The organism is Vibrio sp. TBV020 (assembly GCF_046056895.1).
Classification (GTDB): domain Bacteria; phylum Pseudomonadota; class Gammaproteobacteria; order Enterobacterales; family Vibrionaceae; genus Vibrio.
The window spans coordinates 1-21959 of sequence record NZ_JBEEAQ010000003.1 but is presented as its reverse complement, the minus strand read 5'-3'; the positions used below and the strand labels follow the sequence as shown (position 1 = coordinate 21959).

The window sequence follows — 21959 nt, the reverse complement described above, 5'->3', positions numbered from 1 at the left end:
AATACTCCAGATCAGAGATTGATGAGGACCTGAATGACAAATCAAGCATACCCAATGGCAGCTGTAACGCAAGATAGCTTAGATAGCTACATTCGCTCGGTAAACAGCTACCCAATGCTAACTCCTGAAGAGGAGCGTGATTTAGCAGAGAGATTGCACTACGACGGTGAAATTGAGGCGGCTAAAGGATTGATCCTTTCGCACCTACGTTTTGTCGTGCATGTTGCTCGTGGTTATTCAGGTTATGGCCTACCAATGGCTGACCTTGTTCAGGAAGGTAACATCGGCCTAATGAAAGCAGTAAAACGCTTTAACCCAGAAGTGGGTGTGCGCCTTGTCTCTTTCGCTGTTCACTGGATTAAAGCTGAAATTCATGAATACGTACTACGCAACTGGCGTATTGTGAAAATCGCAACAACCAAAGCGCAGCGTAAATTGTTCTTTAACCTACGTAAGTCTAAAAAACGTCTAGGTTGGTTCAATAACGGTGAAGTAGAAACGGTTGCACGCGAGCTAGGTGTAGAGCCATCTGAAGTTCGTGAAATGGAATCTCGACTAGCGGCACAAGACGCTACATTTGAGATGCCAACGGATGATGATGACACCGGCACGTCTTATACAGCACCTATGGTGTACCTAGAAGACAAAGCTTCTGATGTAGCAGACAGTGTTGAAGCAGCAAACTGGGAAGCTCATACTAACAATCGCCTAAGCCTAGCACTAAAAAGCTTAGATGATCGTAGTCAGCACATTGTTCGTTCTCGTTGGTTAGATGACAATAAGTCAACGCTACAAGAACTTGCTGAAACATACAGTGTATCTGCTGAACGTATTCGTCAGCTTGAAAAGAATGCGATGAAAAAGCTTAAAGCGGCGGTTGGCGAATTTTAAGCTCCCCACCTTTTGAATTTTATGAAGCCGAGATCTTTTGATCTCGGCTTTTTTATTGCCGATCATAAATCGATTTCAAACACGATATTGCGATCGAGTTAGGAGTACCTAGCCTGTGGGTAAGTCTGTGATAAATTTCTTTGCTATCTGTCAGAAAGCAGGGTGAATAAAGGCATTCAAGGCATATTGTCGATGGGGATAGTTTCCTCTTTACACACAATCAAATAAGGATCATCACTATATGTTGTGGATCCATGATCATTAAAACACTTTATCAACGCAATCCACAGTTTTATCCACAGATGGTCGAATTATGATCGCTGGTGGATAACCTTACTCCCCCCGTGTACTTGTTAACCACTGGATAGGTTACAATAGTGCTCAATAATTAAGACTGAAAAGAGAATATTGATGGACCAGTTTAAACATATTGATGTTGAAGGCGCACAAGGCTTACTGGAGCAAGGTGAAGCAAGAATGGTCGATATCCGAGACCCACAATCTTTTGCCGTTGCTCATGCAAAAGATGCCTTTCATCTAACTAACGACACTATGGTTTCTTTTATGGATGAAGTGGAGTTTGAACAGCCAGTCTTGGTGATGTGTTACCACGGTGTGAGCAGTCAAGGTGCTGCGCAGTATTTGGTTAACCAAGGCTTTGAGCAGGTGTATAGTGTGGATGGTGGCTTTGAAGCTTGGCAAAGAGCCCAATTACCAACACAATCCAATCTAGGATAACCTTATGCATAGACTCATCTCTCTCAATAATCCTCGGATGGCTCAGGCCTTTATCGATTACATGGCCTCACGTCAGATAGATATTCAAATGATGCCAGAGGGAGAAGGGCAGTTTGCATTGTGGTTAACGGATACTCAGCATCAAGTCGAAGCTCAAGCTGAGTTGGAACACTTTCTTGCCAATCCAAGTGCCAGTAAATACCAAGCGGCTTCTTGGGATATGGCAGAATCACGTAAAAATAACTTCACCTATCATTCACCTAGTATGTTGGCGATGATCAAAGCCAAAGCTGGTCCTATGACCTTGTTGGTTATGTTGGTGTGCTCTGGCATTTTTATCATACAACAACTGGGGGCTGGAGATGCAATTTTCTCGGCGTTACATTTTCCTGCATTCTCTGGCCAAGAGTGGCAGCTATGGAGATGGTTTAGTCATGCGCTCTTACACTTTTCTGTTATGCATGTGGCATTCAACTTACTGTGGTGGTGGCAGCTTGGTGGTGACATTGAACAAAGGCTAGGTTCCGTTAAGCTGATTCAACTATTCTTGGTTTCTGCTGCACTATCGGGCGCTGGGCAATATTGGGTCGAAGGAGCGAACTTTGGTGGTTTGTCTGGTGTTGTTTATGCGTTAGTCGGTTATTTATGGATGCTTGGCTACAAAGCGCCGCAAGTTGGGCTAAGTATGCCTAAGCCTATTATTGGTTTTATGCTGGTGTGGTTAGTGCTTGGCTTTGTGCAGCCTTTCATGGCTATTGCCAATACTGCTCATTTAGTCGGTTTATTATCGGGTATCGCATTTGGCTTAGTCGATGCAAACCGAGCCAATGCTAAACGATAGACAACAAAAAGCGGCGATTTACGCCGCTTTTTAGTTTCAGATAGTCGTTACTGTTATTGATACAAGTATTTGGTAAACAGCAAGTCGGCAATGATGGTCTTGCCAGTTTCTGGCAGTAATGTTTCATTGAGTTGGGTAACCAGTGTTTTACGCAAGTCTTCCCGCCCAGCTAATGAGGTAATGGTATCTTCTGATTGTTTGCCAAGTAACTCAATGACCGCATCACGAATCAATGGCTGGTGCAGTTCAATCACCTGCAAGTCCGCTTCACTCGCCACCATGATATCAATACGAACTTGAATGTAGCCGAGTTTTTTCCCTTTAGTATAAAAGTTGGTCGTTAAATCTGGCTCTAAAGTGAAGTAAGCTAACTTGGGTACAGACTCTTCTTCAGCAAACGTAGGCAAACTGACGAGTAGGCCTAAAACGCAAAATATTTGGGCTAGGTAACGTTTAATCATATTTATAACTTTTCTTTCTTCCAATCACGATATTCGAATCGCCTGAGTCTTGTTACAATGGAGCATCTATTTGTAATGAAAATGCGTTAAGCACTCGAAGTAGTGGTTAACATCAGAGATCGAAGCTTTATTGTACGATGATAAAGCTACTTATTGAATACTAGTATGAATCAATCGACTGCGCTTTATTTATCAGCCCTGCGTCAAACTGAGTGGCAAGACCCTGATAATTTTAGCTTTCCTACACAAAGTGCAAAAAAATGGTTATTGGAACAGGGCTCATTATCACGTTTATTGGAGTCTTACTGCCAATCTTTGAATGTAGATCTAATCCATAACAAAATTGTCAAAGCAGAAAAGCTCAATGATCAAGAAGTATCGTTGTTAGCTCAAGAAGCCTGTCTACTGCGAAAAGTTGTACTTAAAGGTGATGGTCAGGCTTGGGTTCTTGGCCGAACGCTGATTCCTCAGTCATCAATGCAAGGGCAAGAGTTCGATCTTGCTCAGCAAGGTGAGATCCCCCTTGGACTCACTGTTTTTAGTGCCAATGATGTTAAGCGCGATGCACTGCAGGTGGGCATTGTGGAAGTGAATAATGAAACCTTACTTGCTCGTCGTTCACGTTTGTGGATGAACCATAAACCGATGTTAGTTGCGGAGTTGTTTTTACCTACCGCCCCCATTTATACACAGGAGAGTATGTAAATGACCTCGGAGAAGGCCGTGGCGTATTGGCAGTTAATGCGTATGGACAAACCCATCGGTACTTTATTGCTGCTTTGGCCGACATTGTGGGCGCTGATAATTGCTGCTGAAGGAATACCGAATATCAAAGTACTTATTGTCTTTGTTCTTGGGGTTATCTTTATGCGAGCAGCCGGTTGTGTGATTAATGACTTTGCTGATCGTAAAGTTGATGGGCATGTCAAACGTACTAAATTACGTCCACTGCCGTCAGGCCGCGTCAGTTCGAAAGAGGCAATTGGCTTATTCTTAGCTCTAGCCGTTAGCTCATTTGTTCTAGTGCTCAGCATGAATGCGCTTACCATTCAGCTTTCTTTTGTTGGTCTTGTGCTTGCCTTTATTTACCCATTTATGAAGCGCTTTACCCATCTCCCTCAGCTGTTTTTAGGCTTGGCGTTTAGTTGGTCTATTCCAATGGCATGGGCAGCTCAATCGGGTGAAGTGCCGATGATGGTCTGGTTCATCTTTGCAATTAATGCTTTATGGACGATTGCTTACGACACCCAGTATGCAATGGTAGATAGAGATGATGACCTAAAGATTGGTATTAAATCGACTGCGATTTTATTTGGCCGCTTCGACAAAATGGTGATTGGTGTATTGCAGCTTGTCACTCTCGCGATGCTGATGTTTGTCGGTACTTGGTATCAGTTAGGTGCGAGCTATTACTGGAGCTTGTTGATGGTTGGAGCGCTGTTTGTCTTTCAGCAGCATTTAATTCGTCATCGTGATCGTGACTTATGCTTCCGAGCTTTTCTCAATAACAACTATGTTGGAATGATTGTTACCTTCGGATTGTTTATCGCATTCTGGTAATAGAAAGGGCATCCATTGGATGCCCTTTTTTGTACCTAAGTTTGACCAAGCTAGTTATGACTGCTTAGCTTCTGCGGTTTGGTGAATACTCTCTTCTATCGTCAAGCGAACTTCAGGGTACAGCGTTGAGTAGAGTAGATTTGCAAGCTGCTCACTCTTAGCGGTATCACAGTTACCATCAACATCAAGATACGCTTGCTGCTTCAAGGTAGTAAATAGCGCCGAGAACACTCCTTTATCGAAGAACTCTGGGGCATTAATTCCATGCAGACGACCTAGGCGCTGGGCAATATCTTGACTCTTAAGCTCTAGGTCAGACTTACCGAACTCTGGGTTAGCAACTAGTAGATTCAACGCAATTGAGTAACGTTGCAGAGTTTCAGTGATCGTGCGACCAAGTAATACCAATACTTGGCTGTTTGCAGGATTAATTGAAACGTTTTGATCGCTGCTGATTGTTACCAGCCCTTGGCGCGCTATCTCTTCAATGTAAGATTCTGTCAGCTGACCTAGGTTTTCTTCGGCCACACTTAAGAACAGCTCCTGCTTAAGGAACGGGTAAATCAGTGCGACATTATCTTTGATCTGTTCAAGCGATAGCTGTTGGTGACGAACCAACATTTGTGCGATCAACGACGGTAGCGCCAGCAGGTGAATAATGTTGTTGCGGTAGTAAGTCATCAGAATCGATTGGTTACGATCGAGAGATACAATATCACCCATGCTATCGGCTTCGAGCATGAACTTGTCCAGTGACTCAGCATGCGTAACCAATGCCTCAGCATCATCTTGTGGCACAGTATAGGTTGATGAGTAAGGGACATTTTTCAAAATCGAAAGATAACAGTCGATTTGATTGACTAAGCTGTCACGAGACAAAGCACGTTGACGGGATGCGAGTAGTGCCGTGGCACAGAGGGTCAGAGCATTGGTCGCTGCTGCATCGTTGATGTGAGTCATCATCTTAGTCGCAAGATCGTTAACCACAGGGTTTAACCATTGTGGCTTACTTGAACCCATAGGATCGATATCTTTCGTCCATTCAGGTGCTTGCTCATTAAGGTATTGATTAAGAGGAATTGGCTCACCGAAGTTTACGTAGCCTTGACCAAAGTTACGTAGTTTACGAATAGTGCGCAGTACTAAACTTGCGTTCTCTTTCTCTTTACGTTTTCCGCGTAGCTCTTTCGCATACGTTGCAACTTCCATGACGTGCTCGTAGCCAATGTAGACAGGAACGAGAGTCACCGGGCGGTTAAGACCACGAAGCATTGCTTGAATAGTCATAGCAAGCATACCAGTCTTCGCTTGTAGTAGACGACCGGTACGAGAGCGGCCACCTTCACTGAAGTATTCTACAGAGTAACCTTTCGCAAATAGCTCTGCTAAGTACTCACGGAATATCGTTGAGTATAACTTGTTGCCCTTAAAGCTGCGGCGAATAAAGAACGCACCGCCACGGCGGAAAATTGGTCCTGCTGGAAAGAAGTTAAGGTTAATACCGGCTGCGATATGCGGTGGTACCATACCTTCACGGTAAAGAACGTAAGACAGCAGTAAATAATCCATGTGACTACGGTGACAAGGTACGTAGACAATTTCATGGCCATCTTGAGCAAGCTTACGCACGGTCGCAGCGTTGGTGATATTCAAACCTTGGTAGATTCGATTCCAAAGCCAACCAAGTATACGCTCGCCGTTTTTGATCAACGAGTAAGAAAAATCCGCTGCAATCTCATCCATGATCGCTTGTGCTTCTTTACGCGCTTTTTCTATCGAGATATTTTTCGCTTTTGCTTCATCTTCAATCGCTTTCTCGATCGCTTTTGACTTCATCAAACGATTAAACAGCGCTTGGCGATTCGGCAGGTTAGGCCCCGATGCAGCGAGTTTTTGACGAGAGAAATGGATACGAGCGACGCGAGCAAGTTTGTGCGCAATTGAAGCATCTGTACCATGAGAGTCCGCCATATAACGCAGCGAAACGACAGGGCTAATACGTACCAGACAGTCACGACCAGCTAGCAACATTGCTTTAGCCTTCTGCGGCCCATTGAGTGACTGCAAGTATGGCTTTTGCTGAGACTCTTTCCCTGGCTTACGCCCCCATAGGACAGTAGTTGGGATAACTTGTACATCCAACTCAGAATCAAATTTGTGCAGTTCCAGCAGATCTGAAAATTGCGTAATTGAGTCGCTTGGTACGTCTTGGTCATTCCCCATGACGGTTTGGCGAGAAGAGGTGAAAACGTAGCGGTTGAATTGCTTACCATTGATTTCCACTGGCTCAAGTGGATCTGGTAGCCCTAGTTTGCTGACTTGAGCTTGCAGAGCGAGCAAGTCCACATCCGAGCGATATGGCAAAGCGTAGATAATAGGCTTGTTTATATCAATGCTATGATCTTCAATAGGGTTTGAAGGAATTGTGGTTCCTTTCACTAGTACTGACATTGGCAGTTTTAGTAGGGAACGCGATAACATTCGTCCAGAAGACATAAGGTTCTTAGCCTCGAAATAGATGTTTTGCATAAGCGTATTTCCATTTCTTTAACTATAGAAGTGGGAATGCACCCAAGCGGGTATTTTTATAGCCGGCAAGGATAACAGAAACTGGTCGAACCTTTTACTTATTATTGATTATGAAAACATCAATTTTTGTTCTAGATGGGCGGTTTGCTAAATAAGATAGAGAAAATACTTTGAAGCCAAAAACGACGCACGGATTTAAACGACTGAAAAATGCCACACGCTATTCATGTCAGGGATTAAAAGCCGCGTTTAAACATGAGCCCGCCTTTCAAGAAGAAATTGTTCTAGCCGCATTAATGATTCCAGCTGCGTTTTTTATTGCTGATGGTCAGCTTGAGCGGATGCTCTTGATTGCCACCGTCGTGCTGGTTTTAGTTGCGGAGCTATTTAATAGTGCGATAGAAGCGGTGGTTGATCGTATTGGGGAAGAGCTACATCCACTTGCTGGTCGAGCAAAGGATATTGGCTCTGCAGCGGTGATGGTCACCATGTTATTGGCGGGTTACACCTGGATAGAAATCTTGTTTTTCTAAACTCGCTAAAAAACAATCAATTGGCTTTTCATTTAACCAATTACTGGATATACTCACAGTTAACTGTATAAAAAGACAGGTGACTTATGAAGCCGTTAACGCCCCGCCAACAACAAGTTTTTGACCTGATCAAAAACAAAATTGAGCAGACTGGTATGCCGCCAACTCGTGCAGAGATCGCACGTGAACTCGGCTTCCGTTCAGCTAATGCAGCTGAAGAACATTTGAAAGCGCTTGCACGTAAAGAAGCGATTGAGATTATCCCTGGTGCTTCACGTGGTATCCGAATCTTGTTAGAAGATGCGGCAAATGATGAAGAAGGCCTACCATTAATTGGTCAAGTTGCTGCTGGTGAGCCGATCCTTGCTCAAGAGCATGTTGAGACGCACTATCAAGTTGATCCAGGCATGTTTAAACCGCAAGCGGACTTCTTATTGCGTGTTAATGGCGAAAGTATGAAAGACATCGGTATTATGGATGGCGATCTACTGGCAGTTCATAAAACTCAAGATGTTCGAGATGGGCAGGTTGTTGTAGCGCGTGTTGATGATGATGTAACAGTGAAGCGCCTAGAACGTAAAGGCTCAACGGTTTTACTGCATGCAGAGAACGAAGAGTTCGCACCAATCAAAGTTGACCTAACTAGTCAGCACCTTGCGATTGAAGGTTTGGCTGTTGGTATCATCCGCAACACAGATTGGATGTAATCTCTCATTGAGATAAGTTCTCATCTGTTGATTTTGTAATTGATATTCATTATCATCTACTTTCTGGCTACAGAAGGAAGATGATAATGGCCGCCAATCAGACATCAGCAAAGCATCGCTATCAAATACCGAGCAATTTACTAAAACCGTTATGGCTTCGTAGTCGTGAGAGCTTAGTAGATAATGGCTTGGTTTATGACCCGATTGCAGCCCGAGCATGTCAGCGTTGCCAGCTAGCACCAGAATGCTTTTCTGGTGACATTGACCAAAAGCAACTCCTTCACGCTACTCTTACCCAATTGTGCGACAAGCACGTTTCAGATTTTATCAAACGCAACCCTGATGGCTGGATAGTCAATGTTGGTGCTGGGTTAGATACACGCTTTTACCGAGTCGACAATGGCCGTTGTCATTGGCTAGAACTCGATGTCACTGAAAATCTACTTTGGCGTCAGAAGCTATTTCATAACAGTGAACGTTATCACCACGTGTGCGGCAGTGTTGATGATCTTAGCTGGTTAGAATTGTTACCCATTCCAGAAAAAACGCCGGTAATGATTGTTTGCGAACATGCATTGCTGGATTGTTCTGAGAAACAAGTTGCTAAATTTATTCAAGCATTGGGATGCCATTTTGATAGTGCTCGAGCGTGTGTAGTTCTGGCGGGAGATCTTTCTCATTCGATGCTTGGGCAGAAGTTAGGTTCTGACCAATATGGTCATGGCTATAGTGCCCCTGGGGATGCCATGCTTGGTTATTTGCCATGGGCTCGCTGGGCAAAGACTTATCAACCGATTGAACAAAACTGTGGTCGATGGAAACTTTGGCAGCGTTTACTCAATAAAGTTAACTTTCTAAAACAGCGTTTAACACCAGTAGTGGTTCAGCTTCGCTGGTGATCCCGTTACACTTGTCACTCAATTGATTATCGAGTGGCAACGTGCAAATACTTCAAACCCTTTCCAATCGTGACGTGCACAAACAGGTGTTCTTGCTCGCGATCCCAATGGTTCTCTCCAATATCACAGTCCCATTACTTGGATTAGTTGATGCGGCGGTAATTGGTCATCTCGAACATGCTTGGTATTTAGGCGGTGTAGCTCTCGGTAGTACCATGATTAGTGTAACTTTTTGGCTACTTGGCTTTTTACGTATGTCGACAACAGGCCTCGCGGCTCAGTCATACGGTGCAGAGAATAAACAGCAACTGGGTTTGGTTTTCACACAAGGTATGGCGATGGCTCTCGGCTTTGCTGGACTGTTTTTGCTATTCCACCAAGTCGTTGCCGATTGGGTCTTTAGCTTCAGTGATGCCAGTGACCAGGTGAAACACTACGGCGAGCAGTACTTCTCCATTCGGGCATGGAGCGCTCCAGCGGCGTTAGCTAATTTCGTATTGCTGGGCTGGTTACTCGGGACACAAAATGCCAAAGCGCCAATGTGGATGGTGATTATTTCAAATGTCACCAATATTGCTCTAGATGTGCTTTTTGTCATCGGTTTCGGCTGGAAAGTTGAAGGTGCCGCGCTTGCGTCGGTAATCGCAGATTATACGGGTATGAGCTTTGGCTTATGGTGTGTATGGCGTAAGTGGCATCAAGATAATCTACCGCCACTAATCGAGCTGATTAAAGATACGACCAATGGACTAAGCCGTTTTGTGAAGCTCAATCGCGATATTTTTCTTCGTTCACTCTGCCTGCAAATGACTTTTACCTTTATGACCTTCCAAGGTGCGAGCTTTGGAGACGAAATCGTTGCGGCTAATGCGGTACTCATGAGTTTCTTAATGATGATTTCCTACGGCATGGATGGTTTTGCCTATGCAATGGAAGCTATGGTGGGTAAAGCGATAGGAGCTAAAGACCGTAATCAGCTTAACCAATCTTTGGTTGGCACTTTCTTCTGGAGTTTGATGATCTGTATTGGCTTAACGGTTGTGTTTGGTTGGGCAGGATCAAGCCTGATCAGTCTGATCACTGATATAGAGCATGTTCACTCAATCGCTTTAGAGTATTTACCGTGGTTGGTAGCCATGCCATTGGTTTCGATGTGGTGCTTCTTATTAGATGGCATTTTTATTGGTGCAACGAAAGGTAAAGAAATGCGCAATAGTATGTTTTTGTCTACTTGTGCCTTCTTCACTATCTTCTACTTCTCTATGGGCTGGGGAAATCATGCGTTGTGGTTTGCGATGTTGAGCTTTATGGCTATGCGGGGGATTACGCTTGCACTGATACTCACTAAGCAATGGCGTAGAGGGGAGTTTCTCGCTTAGTTGAGAATAGATAAGCATTAGCCGGGCTCGAAGTTCGGCTTTTTATTGTTTCAAAATCATTATTACGTATGTGTAAAAATGATTTTCTATTTAATGGGATTATCATTTTTAGAGAAATACCTAAAATAGCCACCAACAAAACGACGCAGCGCTGAGATAAATCCTCGACTACGCTTATGACGTCACTCCCTATACTGAGAATTAAGGAAACATCCAATGACACTTGAACTCAAACCAGGTCAAACTCATATTCAATCTAAAGCAATGGTTGCTTGGGCAGCTGGCGAACCTCTTAAGCGTGAAACGGTAGATGTTGAACTACCTAAAGCAGGTGAAGTTCTGGTTCGTATCGTTGCAACTGGTGTTTGTCACACTGACGCATTCACTCTTTCAGGTGACGATCCAGAAGGTATCTTCCCTTCTATCCTTGGTCACGAAGGTGGCGGTATCGTTGAAATGGTTGGCGAAGGCGTAACAAGCGTTGAAGTTGGCGACCACGTTATCCCACTTTACACAGCAGAATGTGGCGAATGTAAGTTCTGTAAGTCTGGTAAAACTAACCTTTGCCAAGCGGTTCGCGAAACTCAAGGTAAAGGCCTAATGCCAGATGGTACAAGCCGTTTCTCTATCAACGGTGAGCCAATCTTCCATTACATGGGCTGTTCTACTTTCTCTGAGTACACGGTACTTCCAGAAATCTCTCTAGCGAAAGTAAACAAAGAAGCGCCACTAGAAGAAGTTTGTCTTCTAGGTTGTGGTGTAACCACAGGTATGGGTGCAGTACTCAACACAGCTAAAGTTGAAAAAGGCGACACTGTTGCTGTATTCGGCCTAGGCGGTATCGGTCTTTCTGCAATCATCGGTGCACGTATGGCTGGTGCAAGCCGTATCATCGGTGTTGATATCAACGAAAGCAAATTCGAGCTTGCAAAACAACTTGGTGCGACTGACTGCATCAACCCAATGAAATTCGACAAACCAATCCAAGACGTTATCGTTGAGATGACAGACGGTGGTGTTGACTACTCATTCGAATGTATCGGTAACGTAAACGTGATGCGTCAAGCACTTGAATGTTGTCACAAAGGTTGGGGTGAATCAGTAATCATCGGTGTAGCTGGTGCAGGTCAAGAGATCTCAACTCGTCCATTCCAGCTAGTAACTGGTCGTGTATGGCGTGGCTCTGCTTTCGGTGGCGTTAAAGGTCGCTCTGAGCTTCCAGAAATCGTAAACCGTTACATGGCTGGTGAGTTTGGTCTTCAAGAGTTCATTACTCACACAATGGGCCTTGATGACGTAAACGAAGCATTTGAACTAATGCATAAAGGTGAATCTATCCGTACTGTTCTACACATGGATAAGTAATTCACTTAGGTCTCTTATTGTCTAACTGTCCTGTCGATAAGAGGCCGTCTGTTCACTCAGACAAAGTCTTTCACCACCTTTCGCCCGGGAGGTGGTGGGATTCATTTTGTTTAGAGCGACTGTACTACCGTGCTTTAACCAAAGTGAATGTTTTTTTGTATTTAACCGTCAGCCTTATGGAGCACTATCATGACTATCGAAAATATTAGCCAAGCCAAGGTTGCTGGTGGTTGGCATAAGCAATACAGCCACGACTCTTCAACGCTTAACTGCAATATGCGCTTTGCGATTTTCTTACCGCCAAACGCTTCTAAAGCGAAGCCAGCTCCCGTTCTTTATTGGCTATCAGGCTTAACTTGTACTGACGAAAACTTTATGCAGAAAGCAGGCGCTTTTCGCCGTGCTGCTGAGTTAGGTATTGCGATTGTTGCTCCAGATACGAGCCCGCGTGGTGAAGATGTCGCCGATGATGAGGGTTACGATCTTGGTCAAGGTGCAGGTTTTTACCTTAATGCGACGCAAGAACCTTGGTCACGTCACTACCACATGTATGACTACGTGACAGAAGAGCTACCTGCATTGATCGAAGCTAATTTTCCTGTATCAAACATTAAGTCTATCTCTGGTCATAGCATGGGTGGTCATGGAGCTTTAACGATTGGCCTTAAGAATGCTCAGCGTTATCGTTCAATTTCAGCATTTAGCCCGATCAGTAATCCAATGCAATGTCCTTGGGGGCAAAAAGCATTTAACGCTTACTTAGGTAACGATTTTGAAACGTGGAAGCAGTACGACGCTAGTGAACTGCTTAAACAAGCGGAAGCGAAATTGCCAATTTTGGTTGACCAAGGTGATGCAGACAATTTCTTAGTCGAGCAACTTAAGCCTGAAATGCTACAAGCAGCGGCTAAAGAACATGATTCAGATGTTGAAATCCGTATTCAACCTGGTTACGACCACAGCTACTACTTCATCTCAAGCTTCATTGATGATCACTTAGATTTTCATGCGGCTTACTTAAATCAATAACTCTTTTTTGTTGACGAGCCTGTGCTGTGTCAGTGCAGGTTTTTTTGTGCCTTAAAAACAGCTTTTCCATTCAATTTTAATAATAGGAAGTCTTACAATGAGTTGGTTTTTCTTACTGATGGGCGTGATGGCTGAAGCGCTTTCTCATGTTGCTTTAAAGGCAACGGATGGCTTTAGTCTTTCTAAGCCATTGCCAGCCGCTATGGTTATTGCAGGGCACTTAGCCGCTTTTCTGTTTTTAGGTCAAGCGATGAAAGATTTACCGGTAGGCATAGTACATTCGTTGTGGGCGGGGCTTGCCATTGTCACAGTGAGTTTGATTTCAACCTTTGTTTATCGTCAGCACCTTGATACGACGGTATGGATTGGAATGTTGATGATTGCTGGTGGAGTGGTATTGATCAATCTGTCTCAAGGTCATAGTCATTAATTGGATGTGAAAGATAATAAAAAGCCGCGCTCTATTTAGAGCGCGACTTTTTCATATGCGTGCAGATTTAAAACAGGCGATTTAAACCGTTTAGCGCTGCAACACGGTAGGCTTCAGCCATAGTTGGGTAGTTGAAAGTGGTGTTAACGAAATATTCGATGGTATTCGCTTCACCTTTTTGTTCCATGATCGCTTGGCCGATGTGAATGATTTCCGCAGCACGTTCACCGAAACAGTGAATGCCCAAAATCTCTTTGGTTTCACGGTGGAATAGAATCTTCAAACTACCAATATCTTTGCCAGCAATTTGCGCGCGAGCTAGGTGTTTAAAGGAAGAACGCCCAACTTCGTATGGCACTTTTGCTGCTGTAAGTTCTTGCTCAGTTTTACCCACGGAGCTGATTTCTGGAATGGTGTAGATCCCTGTTGGAATATCTTCGATAAGGTTGCCATCTGCTTGACCTTTATTGATCGCTTGAGCAACGAATCGGCCTTGGTCATAAGCCGCACTAGCAAGACTTGGGTAGCCAATCACATCACCTACTGCGTAGACATGATCTACTTCTGTCTGGTAGTTACCATCTACTTTTAGCTGACCACGAGAATCTGCCTCTAGACCAACCGCTGAAAGATTTAATTTATCGGTATTACCTGTGCGTCCATTAGCGTAAAGAATACAGTCAGCACGCATCTTCTTACCTGACTCTAGGTGAACAATTACACCATCTTCTGTGCCTTCAATCTTCTCAAACGTTTCATCATTACGAATCACGACACCGCTGTTCCAGAAGTGGTATGAAAGTGCATCTGATACTTCGTTATCTAAGAATGCTAGTAGGCGGTCACGAGTATTGATTAAGTCTGTTTTTACCCCTAAACCTCGGAAGATTGACGCGTACTCACAACCGATTACGCCTGCCCCATAGATAATGATATGTCGAGGGTCATGTTTAAGGTTTAAGATTGAGTCGCTGTCGTAAATACGTTCGTGGGTGAAGTCGACGCCTTCAGGCTGATACGGACGGGAACCCGTCGCAATGACAAAGCGGTCTGCACTGTAGGTCTCTTCCGTTCCGTCGCTTTGCATAACAGCAATGGTGTATTTATCGATAAAACGCGCAGTACCAAAAATCAAAGAACATTGGTTACGATCATAAAAGCCCTGGCGCAGTCGAGTTTGTTTATCGATGACAGACTTAGCATGTCCAAGGATATTAGAAAACGTTGAGTGTAGACTGGTATTGTTATGACAGAAGAGAGGGTTGTTGTTGAATTCGATAATACGGCTCACGGCGTGACGTAGTGCTTTTGAAGGAATTGTTCCCCAGTGAGTACAACCACCACCGACACTGCTCTCTTTTTCCACAATGGCGACATTTAGCCCCGCTTTGGTTAATCCCATCGCTGCCCCTTCACCACCTGGGCCACTACCAATAACGATTACATCAAAGTGGTTACTCTCCACCATAGCTTCTTCCTTGTTATATAGTCTTAACATTGCTGTAGCGAGATTTTAACTGATTCCGCTACGGCGTACACCAAAAGCACACTAGAGAGTCGGCGGGATCACGTAGAATCAAGCAAATAGATTAAAGGGTATGTCGTATGTCTCTAATTGAGAGCGAAAAGATTGAAATATCAACGGAACTCGGTTTAATTGCCACTCGATCGTCAAAGCGAGAGATTTTGGGTTATCTCCTTAAGTCAATCGTTGTATATTAATGACTATCGCAGTACGAAGTAGAAAACGAATATGAAATCCATGGGAATACGAGCACAGCAGAAAGAGAAAACACGTCGTTCTTTGATTGATGCTGCGTTTAGTCAACTCAGTGCTGACAGAAGTTTCTCAAACTTAAGTTTACGTGAAGTTGCACGTGAAGCCGGTATTGCTCCTACCTCATTTTATCGCCACTTTAAGGATATGGATGAGTTAGGTTTGACCATGGTCGATGAAGGCGGCTTACTGTTGCGCCAGTTAATGCGCCAAGCTCGTCAACGCATTGTCAAAGAGGGCAGTGTCATACGCACTTCGGTTGAAACCTTTATGGAGTTCATCGAAAGCAGTCCTAACGTATTCCGATTACTACTACGTGAGCGCTCTGGTACATCATTTGACTTTCGAACGGCGGTTGCGAGAGAAATGCAACACTTTGTTGCCGAGATGACCGAGTACCTGATCAGTACAGGTATGAATCGTGATGAAGCTTTTACCCAAGCGGAAGCTTCCGTCACTCTAGTTTTTAGTTCTGGTGCAGAAGCGCTAGATCTGGATAGACATGAGCGAGATGAACTTGCTGAACGTCTAATAATGCAATTGCGAATGATAGCCAAAGGGGCTTTCTGGTATCGCAAAGAACGTGAACGTAACCGATTAAAAGGTGGGATAGATTAATGTCGAACGAAACAAACCAAGTTAATCGTGGTTCTGAGAAAAAAACGCTAGTACTTGCATTGGTTGCAGGTATGTGTGGTGACGCTATGTTGTCTTGGCTGACTATGAGCGAAGTAACTTTCTCAATTTTTCCACTGATTGCTCTTGTCCTGTCAGTACAAGCTCTTTACCAAGAATACTTAAGTAACCCAGTATCAGAAGATATTCCGCTTGTTGGTCTAGCGTGTTTCTTCGTAGGTGCATTTGGCCATTCTGCATTTGTTAAAGCTCAATACCCAGATGCTGGCTCAAACATGTTAGCGATCTTCATTACTCTTGGCTTGTTGCTATGGGTTGCGAAGAAGTTAGGTTTCCTAACTCCATCGTCAGCAAAAGCTGAATCGTGATTCGCTAAGTTTCAAATATAAAAAAACGAGCCGCTTGGCTCGTTTTTTTATGTCTTTAGCAATTACGCTTTGCGCTCAAGTAACACGCCAGCTTCCATGTGATGGGTGTATGGGAACTGGTCAAACAGAGCAAATCGAGTCACTTTATGAGTTTCACAAAGTACATCTAAGTTCTCTTTCAGTGTTTCTGGGTTACATGAGATGTACATAATGCGCTCATAACCTTGAACCATCTTACAAGTATCGATATCCATGCCTGCACGAGGTGGATCAACGAAGATAGTGTTGCAGTTGTAGCTTTGCAGATCGACACCTGCATCTTTTAAGCGGCGGAACTCACGCTTACCTTCGATAGCTTCGGTAAACTCTTCAGCTGAAAGGCGTAGGATCTGAACGTTATCAATCTTATTCGCTGCAATGTTGTATTGCGCTGAAACTACGGAAGGTTTCGCCAGCTCTGTTGCAAGTACGCGGTCAAAGTTTTGTGCTAGCGCCAGTGAGAAGTTACCGTTACCACAGTAAAGCTCTAACAAATCACCAGTACTCTCCTGAGTACAATCAACGGCCCACTCAAGCATCTTTTCAGCTACCTTACCGTTTGGTTGTGTAAAGCTGTTTTCTACTTGTTGGTAGATGTATGGATTTCCGTTTACATCAAGCTTCTCAATCACATAGTCACGATCGAGAACAATCTTCATCTTACGTGCGCGGCCAATGATATTAAGGTTAAAGCCTTCATCGTTTAGGCGCTGCTTCAATGCTTTCGCATTTTCCGTCCACTCATCATCTAGCTGACGATGGTAAAGCAGTGATACTAGAATCTCGCCACTTAGCGTAGAAAGAAAATCCACTTGGAAGAGTTTACGACGCAGTGAATCATTGTCTTTCATTGCATCGATCAGTAGTGGCATTAGGTCGTTGATTAGGCGACTCGCTGCAGGGAATTGATCAACACGGTATTTTTCACGCGTTTCTTGGTTGAACATGATGTAGTAAAGGTCTTCACCTTCATGCCAAACACGAAATTCCGCGCGCATACGGTAGTGTTGCTCAGGAGATTCAAATACTTCCAATTCAGGTACATTGTAAGATGCGAACATCTCATTAAGACGATCGACTTTATCAGCCAATTGTTCTTGGTAGCTTTGCGGGTTTACATCAAGGTTCGCCATGATTATTACCTTTGGTTTGGTACCTGTGGAAGGTGTATTTAGTTTAAGAGCGCAGATTTTATTCAATCTCAGCGCTATGTCCAGTCTTGTCCGATTATGTGTTAAAGATAGTGTGTAAAGAGACAGTTGTGAGCGCTATGAAATATGGCTCAATAATATAAATCTGCAATATGGGCTAGACAAACTACTGATAGCTGAATAACATCATCGCCAAGCTGGTGCTGTCTAGATGTATAGATGGCTGAAAAGGGAATCTGGTGAAAGTCCAGAACTGACGCGCAGCGGTAAAAGAGAACGAAAGCTCAATATGACACTGCATATAGGTTTATGTGGGAAGTCGAGTGATTAGGTGGTGAATCCAAGCTCTTAAGTCCGAAGACCTGCCAGCAGCTGAGCAAACACACTGGAAGCAAGCGCTCCATGCTCAGTAGGACTTACGCGATTTAGGATTATAAAAATGAACCGATCTATTCTAGCGATGACAGTGGCATCGCTACTTTCACACGCCTCTTATTCGTACGCTCAAGAAGTCTCTGCAGATGAGACTATGGTGGTGACAGCTAACCGTTTTGAGCAAAGCACAGATAGTGTAGTTGCTCAAGTAGAAGTTGTTACCCGTGAGGATATTGACCGCATCCAAGCGAAATCTCTAACGGATGTATTTAAGCGTCTGACGGGAGTACAAGTAACCCAAAATGGAGGCCGAGGTCAGCAAGCTTCCATTCTTGTCCGTGGTGCAAATTCTGATCAGGTATTGGTTTTAATCGATGGTATTCGTTTTGCTCGAGCGGCAAAAGGTGGCGTTGATTTTAGCCAGCTACCAATTACTTTCGTAGATCGCGTAGAGTATGTTCGTGGTGCTCGCGCCTCAATGTATGGTTCTGAAGCTATTGGTGGTGTCATCAACATCATTACGTTAGCGAACTCAACTAATGAAACAACGAAAGTCAGTGCAGGGCTAGGTAGCTTAGATTATGAAGAGTTGAGCTTAGTAACCGGCGTTAAGGTCGGTGAAAATGGTCACCTGAATGTATCCGTTGGATATGATTCTGACGAAGGCTATAACGTACATCCAGTTGCTGGGGTCAATGACCAAGACCGTCATGGCTTTGAGTCGCGTAATGCATTGATCGGCTATGTACACAACTTCGATGCTCAATGGAAAGCCTACGCAAACTTCCGCTTGTTTGAAAACTTCTCTCAATACGACGGGACTTACTTTAGTACAGACTCTAACTCATACGTATACTCATACAAAGAGTCAGAAATTCAAAATGCGACCGTAGCAGTTGGTGTTCAATACTCGGGTGAGAAGCTTGATTCACAGGTTCTCGTTAACTACCAGAACCAAGATAATTGGGACTACAATAAAGACCAAGGTAAGTACTCAGCATTTGCTTCAGCAGATGAATTGGAGCAACTGAACTTTCAATGGGTATCGGCATACGATCTGAATGATGCATTGACACTAAGTGGTGGTGTTGATTGGCGTGATGAAGCTTATATAGTGAAGCCTTCTGATATCGAATATGATCGAACTAATGTTGCCTATTTCGCAGCACTCAATGCAGATTACGAAAAAGCCTTTGGTGAACTAAGTGCTCGTGTTGATGATAATGAACAGTTCGGCACGGAAACGACGTTTAACACCGGTGCTGGTTACCGATTTGCTGAATGGCTAGTTGTAAAAGCTGCTTACGGAACTTCTTTCAAAGCACCTAACCTTTATCAGTTATACAGTTTCTATGGTAATGATGCGTTAGAAGCGGAAAAGGCAGACTCATTTGAATTGACATTCGGCGGTGTTGTACAAGGTGTTGAATGGTCAGTTACGGGCTATGATACGAATGTTGAAGATCTTATCGACTACAGCTTTGTTACCGAGAAGTACTACAACACACCAGGTGAAAGCCAATTACGCGGTGTTGAAATTGTAGCTGCCTTTGATACTGACTTTATCTCTCACCAAGTGAGTGCGGATTTCAAAGATCCAGAGGATCAATCAGGTGAGCAGCTAATTCGACGTGCGAAAGAGATCTACAAATACAATGCTGTTGCAGGCTTTAATGATGTTGATTTCTCTCTAGGCTATCAATATGTTGGTAAGCGACCTGACTTTTCAGGAGAGTTAGCGGCTTACAGCTTGTTTGATATTGCTGTTAACTACTATGCGAATGAACAGTTAACGCTAAATGGCCGAATTGATAACTTGACCGATGAGAAGTACGAAACAGCTGGCGGTTACCCTGCGCCAGAACGAGCTTACTACATCAACGCAACTTACCAATTCTAATTAGATAAACCGCCTTCGGGCGGTTTTTTCTTACCTATACACAATCACTATGAAAAAGAACGTCATTATTAGTTGGTCGAGTGGCAAAGACTCGACACTGACTCTAGAAAGATTGATGGACAGCAGCCAATACAATGTTGTTGGCTTATACACCACCTATGTTAAAGATGAAGTGCCGTTTCAAGCGACGCCTATATCTGTTCTGGATATGCAGGCTGAGCTTTTGGGTCTTCCCCTGATCAAAATAGAAATGCCGGCAGCGTTTCCACCAAACGAAGTGTACCAATCGACCATCATTAAGACCTTAAAGGCCTCAAGCATTAAGATTGACGCCGTGGCTTTTGGCGATATGTTTTGTAATGGTATAGAAGCTTATCGTCGTAGCTATATTGAACCTGCGGGCTGGGACTGCGTATTCCCCCTTTTAGGAGAAGATAGTGTATTACTGGCACAAGAGATTCTCCAACGTGGTATCCAAACCTTGGTCGTGACGACGGATGGTTCGCAATTGAACTCGAGTTACTGTGGTAAGTGGTACACCCAAGAGTTCATTGATAGCTTGCCAAGTGGCGTCGACCCATGTGGGGAGGATGGAGAGTTTCACACCTTGGTTACCCATACTCGCAGTTACTCTGGACGTCTTGAGTTGGAACTGACTCATCTGGATAAAGGAGAGCGATTTAGCCATCAGCGCTATCAGGCGAAGAGATTGCCAAAAGTAGAACAGTGAGTATCATTGCAAAGTCGATAATGAATGAGTGACTCAAGTGTCCAAGCAACAATCTAAAATTTTGATCTTTGATTCTGGTGTAGGCGGATTATCTGTTTATAAAGAAATACAGAGTAAACTGCCTCAACTTGAGTACCTTTATATATTTGACAATGAAGCCTACCCGTATGGTGAGCTTGACCATGATACTCTGATCGATCGTGTCGACAGACTGGTGACTTCACTAGTAGAGAAACATTGTATCGACTTGGTTGTTATTGCTTGTAATACCGCAAGTACAATTGTCCTACCTACGCTACGTGCTAAGTTAGCTATACCGGTAGTAGGGGTTGTCCCTGCTATCAAGCCAGCTTCTAACTTAGCAAATAAAGCTGTTGGTCTTATCGCGACTCCAGCGACGGTTACTCGCCCTTATACACATGAACTCATCCGAGACTTTTCACAAAGCAAGCCTGTAGAACTGCTCGGCTCGACGCGTTTGGTCGATATTGCTGAAGAAAAGCTGCGCGGTAAGGCTGTAGATTTAAATGAGTTAAAGCAAATTCTTTCTTCTATAGATAATAGAGTTGATGTGGCTGTACTTGGTTGTACGCACTTTCCTCTTATTAAAGATGAAATCCAGTCTGTACTGACAGAGCGTGTATTGCTGGTGGATTCTGGAGAGGCAATAGCGAGAAGAGTAGCGGGGCTGCTAGAGTTAACGTCTGTAAGTGATAAGTTGGGGAAAAGAGAGATTTTCTCAACAGCTCCCCCTTGGGAAGAGGGAGCATTAAATAAGGCATTACATCAACTCGGGTTTAGTGCTGTTCAGCATTATCCGATTGCGATTTAGGATCGTTAGCGATGCGCACCTTTAACGTGCGTTGCATATAATCTTTTTCATTTAAAGCATCGATTGCGGTTTGAGCGTCAGTTGCTGCCATAACCACAAATCCGAAGCCTCTTCTTTTACCAGTGCGTTTATCTTTCATTAAACGCACCGCAAAGACTTCACCATGTTTAGCAAACAGCTCTTTTACGTGAGACTCATTTGCTTTGTATGGCAGGTTACCTACATACAATGTTTTTGTTGATGGATCGTTTGGTTGTTCTTGCTCAATATCGGTGTTTGAAAGTTTAAGAATAAAAGCGGAAGCAACAACACCCAGAACAAAGCTTAAAGCAGGAGGCACTGCAACCTGCGAAAAGATGATTCCACCTAAAACTGCTAAGGCGACAATCATTAAGGTCGATTTGTTTGAACTCATATCAGAATACAACTTTTAGGTTTGAAGAAAAATTAGGTCTACTGTTAACAAAATAGACACAGGGATCTTACGTATATGGTTGTTGTTTTTCCAACGTATTGATGTGACATGACTCAAATGTTGAAATTTTATTCTATTTTTAATGATTTGATTTCTTTTTGAGCAAACAAAAATTAATTTCAAAAAAACACTTGTCATCCTCTCAGACCTCCCTATAATGCCGCCTCACCGACACGGAGTGAGACGAACATCACACACCGAGTTGGAAAGAGAGAAAAGAAAGTTTGAAAAAATGCTTGACTCTCAAAATGGGAAGCGTAAGATACGCACCCCTAACGACGAGGCGCTGAGCGCAACGGAAGTTAGAAAAAGCT

General features: G+C 43.8%; 22 protein-coding genes and 1 riboswitch. Of the genes, 17 read left to right on the top strand and 5 right to left on the bottom strand.

Annotated features, from left to right (window positions below; genetic code table 11):
• Nucleotides 1–33 precede the first annotated feature (33 nt).
• The 3 genes from rpoH (at nt 34) to glpG (ending at nt 2470) form a co-directional block, all read left to right on the top strand.
• Entirely contained in the window at nt 34–891 is an 858-nt protein-coding gene (rpoH, locus tag AAFX28_RS07950; RefSeq protein ID WP_408686982.1) for an RNA polymerase sigma factor RpoH, read from the top strand.
• Nucleotides 892–1302: 411 nt separating this feature from the next.
• Nucleotides 1303–1629, top strand: a complete 327-nt coding sequence (glpE, locus tag AAFX28_RS07945) for a thiosulfate sulfurtransferase GlpE (protein ID WP_408686981.1) — start codon at nt 1303–1305, stop codon at nt 1627–1629.
• A 4-nt stretch (nt 1630–1633) separates the two neighbouring features.
• The gene (gene glpG / locus AAFX28_RS07940) at nt 1634–2470 is read left to right on the top strand and encodes a rhomboid family intramembrane serine protease GlpG (RefSeq protein WP_408686980.1); all 837 of its coding nucleotides are present in this window, start codon (nt 1634–1636) and stop codon (nt 2468–2470) included.
• A 53-nt stretch (nt 2471–2523) separates the two neighbouring features.
• Here glpG and AAFX28_RS07935 read toward each other — a convergent pair whose 3' ends face one another.
• Nucleotides 2524–2931: a flagellar basal body-associated protein FliL gene (locus AAFX28_RS07935; RefSeq protein WP_408686979.1), complete on the bottom strand. Its 408-nt coding sequence runs from the start codon at nt 2929–2931 to the stop codon at nt 2524–2526.
• Between the two features lie 165 nt (nt 2932–3096).
• Between AAFX28_RS07935 and AAFX28_RS07930 the strand changes: the two genes are divergently transcribed.
• Together AAFX28_RS07930 and ubiA are read left to right on the top strand one after the other, a co-directional pair.
• On the top strand, nt 3097–3636 hold the full coding sequence (locus tag AAFX28_RS07930) for a chorismate lyase (protein ID WP_408686978.1): 540 nt from the start codon (nt 3097–3099) through the stop codon (nt 3634–3636).
• Nucleotides 3637–4491, top strand: coding sequence for a 4-hydroxybenzoate octaprenyltransferase (ubiA, locus tag AAFX28_RS07925; protein WP_408686977.1), 855 nt, complete (start codon nt 3637–3639; stop codon nt 4489–4491). It abuts the gene before it with no gap.
• Nucleotides 4492–4545: 54 nt separating this feature from the next.
• Here ubiA and plsB read toward each other — a convergent pair whose 3' ends face one another.
• Nucleotides 4546–6987: a glycerol-3-phosphate 1-O-acyltransferase PlsB gene (gene plsB, locus AAFX28_RS07920; protein ID WP_408690841.1), complete on the bottom strand. Its 2442-nt coding sequence runs from the start codon at nt 6985–6987 to the stop codon at nt 4546–4548.
• Between the two features lie 203 nt (nt 6988–7190).
• Here plsB and AAFX28_RS07915 point away from each other — a divergent pair, with 203 nt between their 5' ends.
• From AAFX28_RS07915 to AAFX28_RS07885, 7 genes are all read left to right on the top strand, one after another.
• Entirely contained in the window at nt 7191–7553 is a 363-nt protein-coding gene (locus AAFX28_RS07915; protein WP_408686976.1) for a diacylglycerol kinase, read from the top strand.
• 86 nt (nt 7554–7639) lie between these two features.
• Nucleotides 7640–8260 (top strand): transcriptional repressor LexA, encoded by a 621-nt coding sequence (gene lexA / locus AAFX28_RS07910; RefSeq protein WP_408686975.1) that lies wholly within the window; start codon nt 7640–7642, stop codon nt 8258–8260.
• A gap of 86 nt (nt 8261–8346) precedes the next feature.
• Nucleotides 8347–9159 carry a class I SAM-dependent methyltransferase gene (locus AAFX28_RS07905; RefSeq protein WP_408686974.1) on the top strand — a complete coding sequence of 271 codons (813 nt, stop codon included), beginning with the start codon at nt 8347–8349 and terminating at the stop codon, nt 9157–9159.
• 41 nt (nt 9160–9200) lie between these two features.
• Nucleotides 9201–10538: an MATE family efflux transporter DinF gene (dinF, locus tag AAFX28_RS07900; RefSeq protein WP_408686973.1), complete on the top strand. Its 1338-nt coding sequence runs from the start codon at nt 9201–9203 to the stop codon at nt 10536–10538.
• 216 nt (nt 10539–10754) lie between these two features.
• Nucleotides 10755–11903, top strand: coding sequence for an S-(hydroxymethyl)glutathione dehydrogenase/class III alcohol dehydrogenase (locus AAFX28_RS07895; RefSeq protein WP_408686972.1), 1149 nt, complete (start codon nt 10755–10757; stop codon nt 11901–11903).
• 189 nt (nt 11904–12092) lie between these two features.
• Entirely contained in the window at nt 12093–12932 is an 840-nt protein-coding gene (gene fghA / locus AAFX28_RS07890; protein WP_408686971.1) for an S-formylglutathione hydrolase, read from the top strand.
• 97 nt (nt 12933–13029) lie between these two features.
• A complete protein-coding gene (locus tag AAFX28_RS07885) occupies nt 13030–13362 on the top strand; it encodes a DMT family transporter (RefSeq protein ID WP_408686970.1) in 333 nt (110 codons plus the stop codon).
• A 67-nt stretch (nt 13363–13429) separates the two neighbouring features.
• Here AAFX28_RS07885 and sthA read toward each other — a convergent pair whose 3' ends face one another.
• Nucleotides 13430–14860: a Si-specific NAD(P)(+) transhydrogenase gene (gene sthA / locus AAFX28_RS07880; RefSeq protein ID WP_408686969.1), complete on the bottom strand. Its 1431-nt coding sequence runs from the start codon at nt 14858–14860 to the stop codon at nt 13430–13432.
• A 255-nt stretch (nt 14861–15115) separates the two neighbouring features.
• On the opposite strand from sthA, the gene fabR reads away from it, so the two are divergent.
• Together fabR and AAFX28_RS07870 are read left to right on the top strand one after the other, a co-directional pair.
• Nucleotides 15116–15757 carry an HTH-type transcriptional repressor FabR gene (fabR, locus tag AAFX28_RS07875; RefSeq protein ID WP_408686968.1) on the top strand — a complete coding sequence of 214 codons (642 nt, stop codon included), beginning with the start codon at nt 15116–15118 and terminating at the stop codon, nt 15755–15757.
• The gene (locus tag AAFX28_RS07870) at nt 15757–16143 is read left to right on the top strand and encodes a YijD family membrane protein (protein ID WP_408686967.1); all 387 of its coding nucleotides are present in this window, start codon (nt 15757–15759) and stop codon (nt 16141–16143) included. Before fabR ends, AAFX28_RS07870 begins: the two co-directional genes overlap by 1 nt.
• A gap of 62 nt (nt 16144–16205) precedes the next feature.
• Here AAFX28_RS07870 and trmA read toward each other — a convergent pair whose 3' ends face one another.
• Nucleotides 16206–17315, bottom strand: a complete 1110-nt coding sequence (gene trmA / locus AAFX28_RS07865) for a tRNA (uridine(54)-C5)-methyltransferase TrmA (RefSeq protein WP_408686966.1) — start codon at nt 17313–17315, stop codon at nt 16206–16208.
• Between the two features lie 199 nt (nt 17316–17514).
• A riboswitch (cobalamin riboswitch) is annotated at nt 17515–17718 on the top strand.
• A gap of 54 nt (nt 17719–17772) precedes the next feature.
• Here trmA and btuB point away from each other — a divergent pair.
• From btuB to murI, 3 genes are read left to right on the top strand one after another with little or no spacing between them, the layout of a single operon-like run.
• Nucleotides 17773–19608 carry a TonB-dependent vitamin B12 receptor gene (btuB, locus tag AAFX28_RS07860; RefSeq protein ID WP_408686965.1) on the top strand — a complete coding sequence of 612 codons (1836 nt, stop codon included), beginning with the start codon at nt 17773–17775 and terminating at the stop codon, nt 19606–19608.
• Nucleotides 19609–19657: 49 nt separating this feature from the next.
• Nucleotides 19658–20338: an ATPase gene (locus AAFX28_RS07855; RefSeq protein ID WP_408686964.1), complete on the top strand. Its 681-nt coding sequence runs from the start codon at nt 19658–19660 to the stop codon at nt 20336–20338.
• Nucleotides 20339–20375: 37 nt separating this feature from the next.
• On the top strand, nt 20376–21170 hold the full coding sequence (gene murI / locus AAFX28_RS07850; RefSeq protein WP_408686963.1) for a glutamate racemase: 795 nt from the start codon (nt 20376–20378) through the stop codon (nt 21168–21170).
• Here murI and AAFX28_RS07845 read toward each other — a convergent pair.
• Nucleotides 21136–21585 carry an RNA recognition motif domain-containing protein gene (locus AAFX28_RS07845; RefSeq protein WP_408686962.1) on the bottom strand — a complete coding sequence of 150 codons (450 nt, stop codon included), beginning with the start codon at nt 21583–21585 and terminating at the stop codon, nt 21136–21138. The genes murI and AAFX28_RS07845 overlap by 35 nt on opposite strands.
• Between the last annotated feature and the right edge of the window lie 374 nt (nt 21586–21959).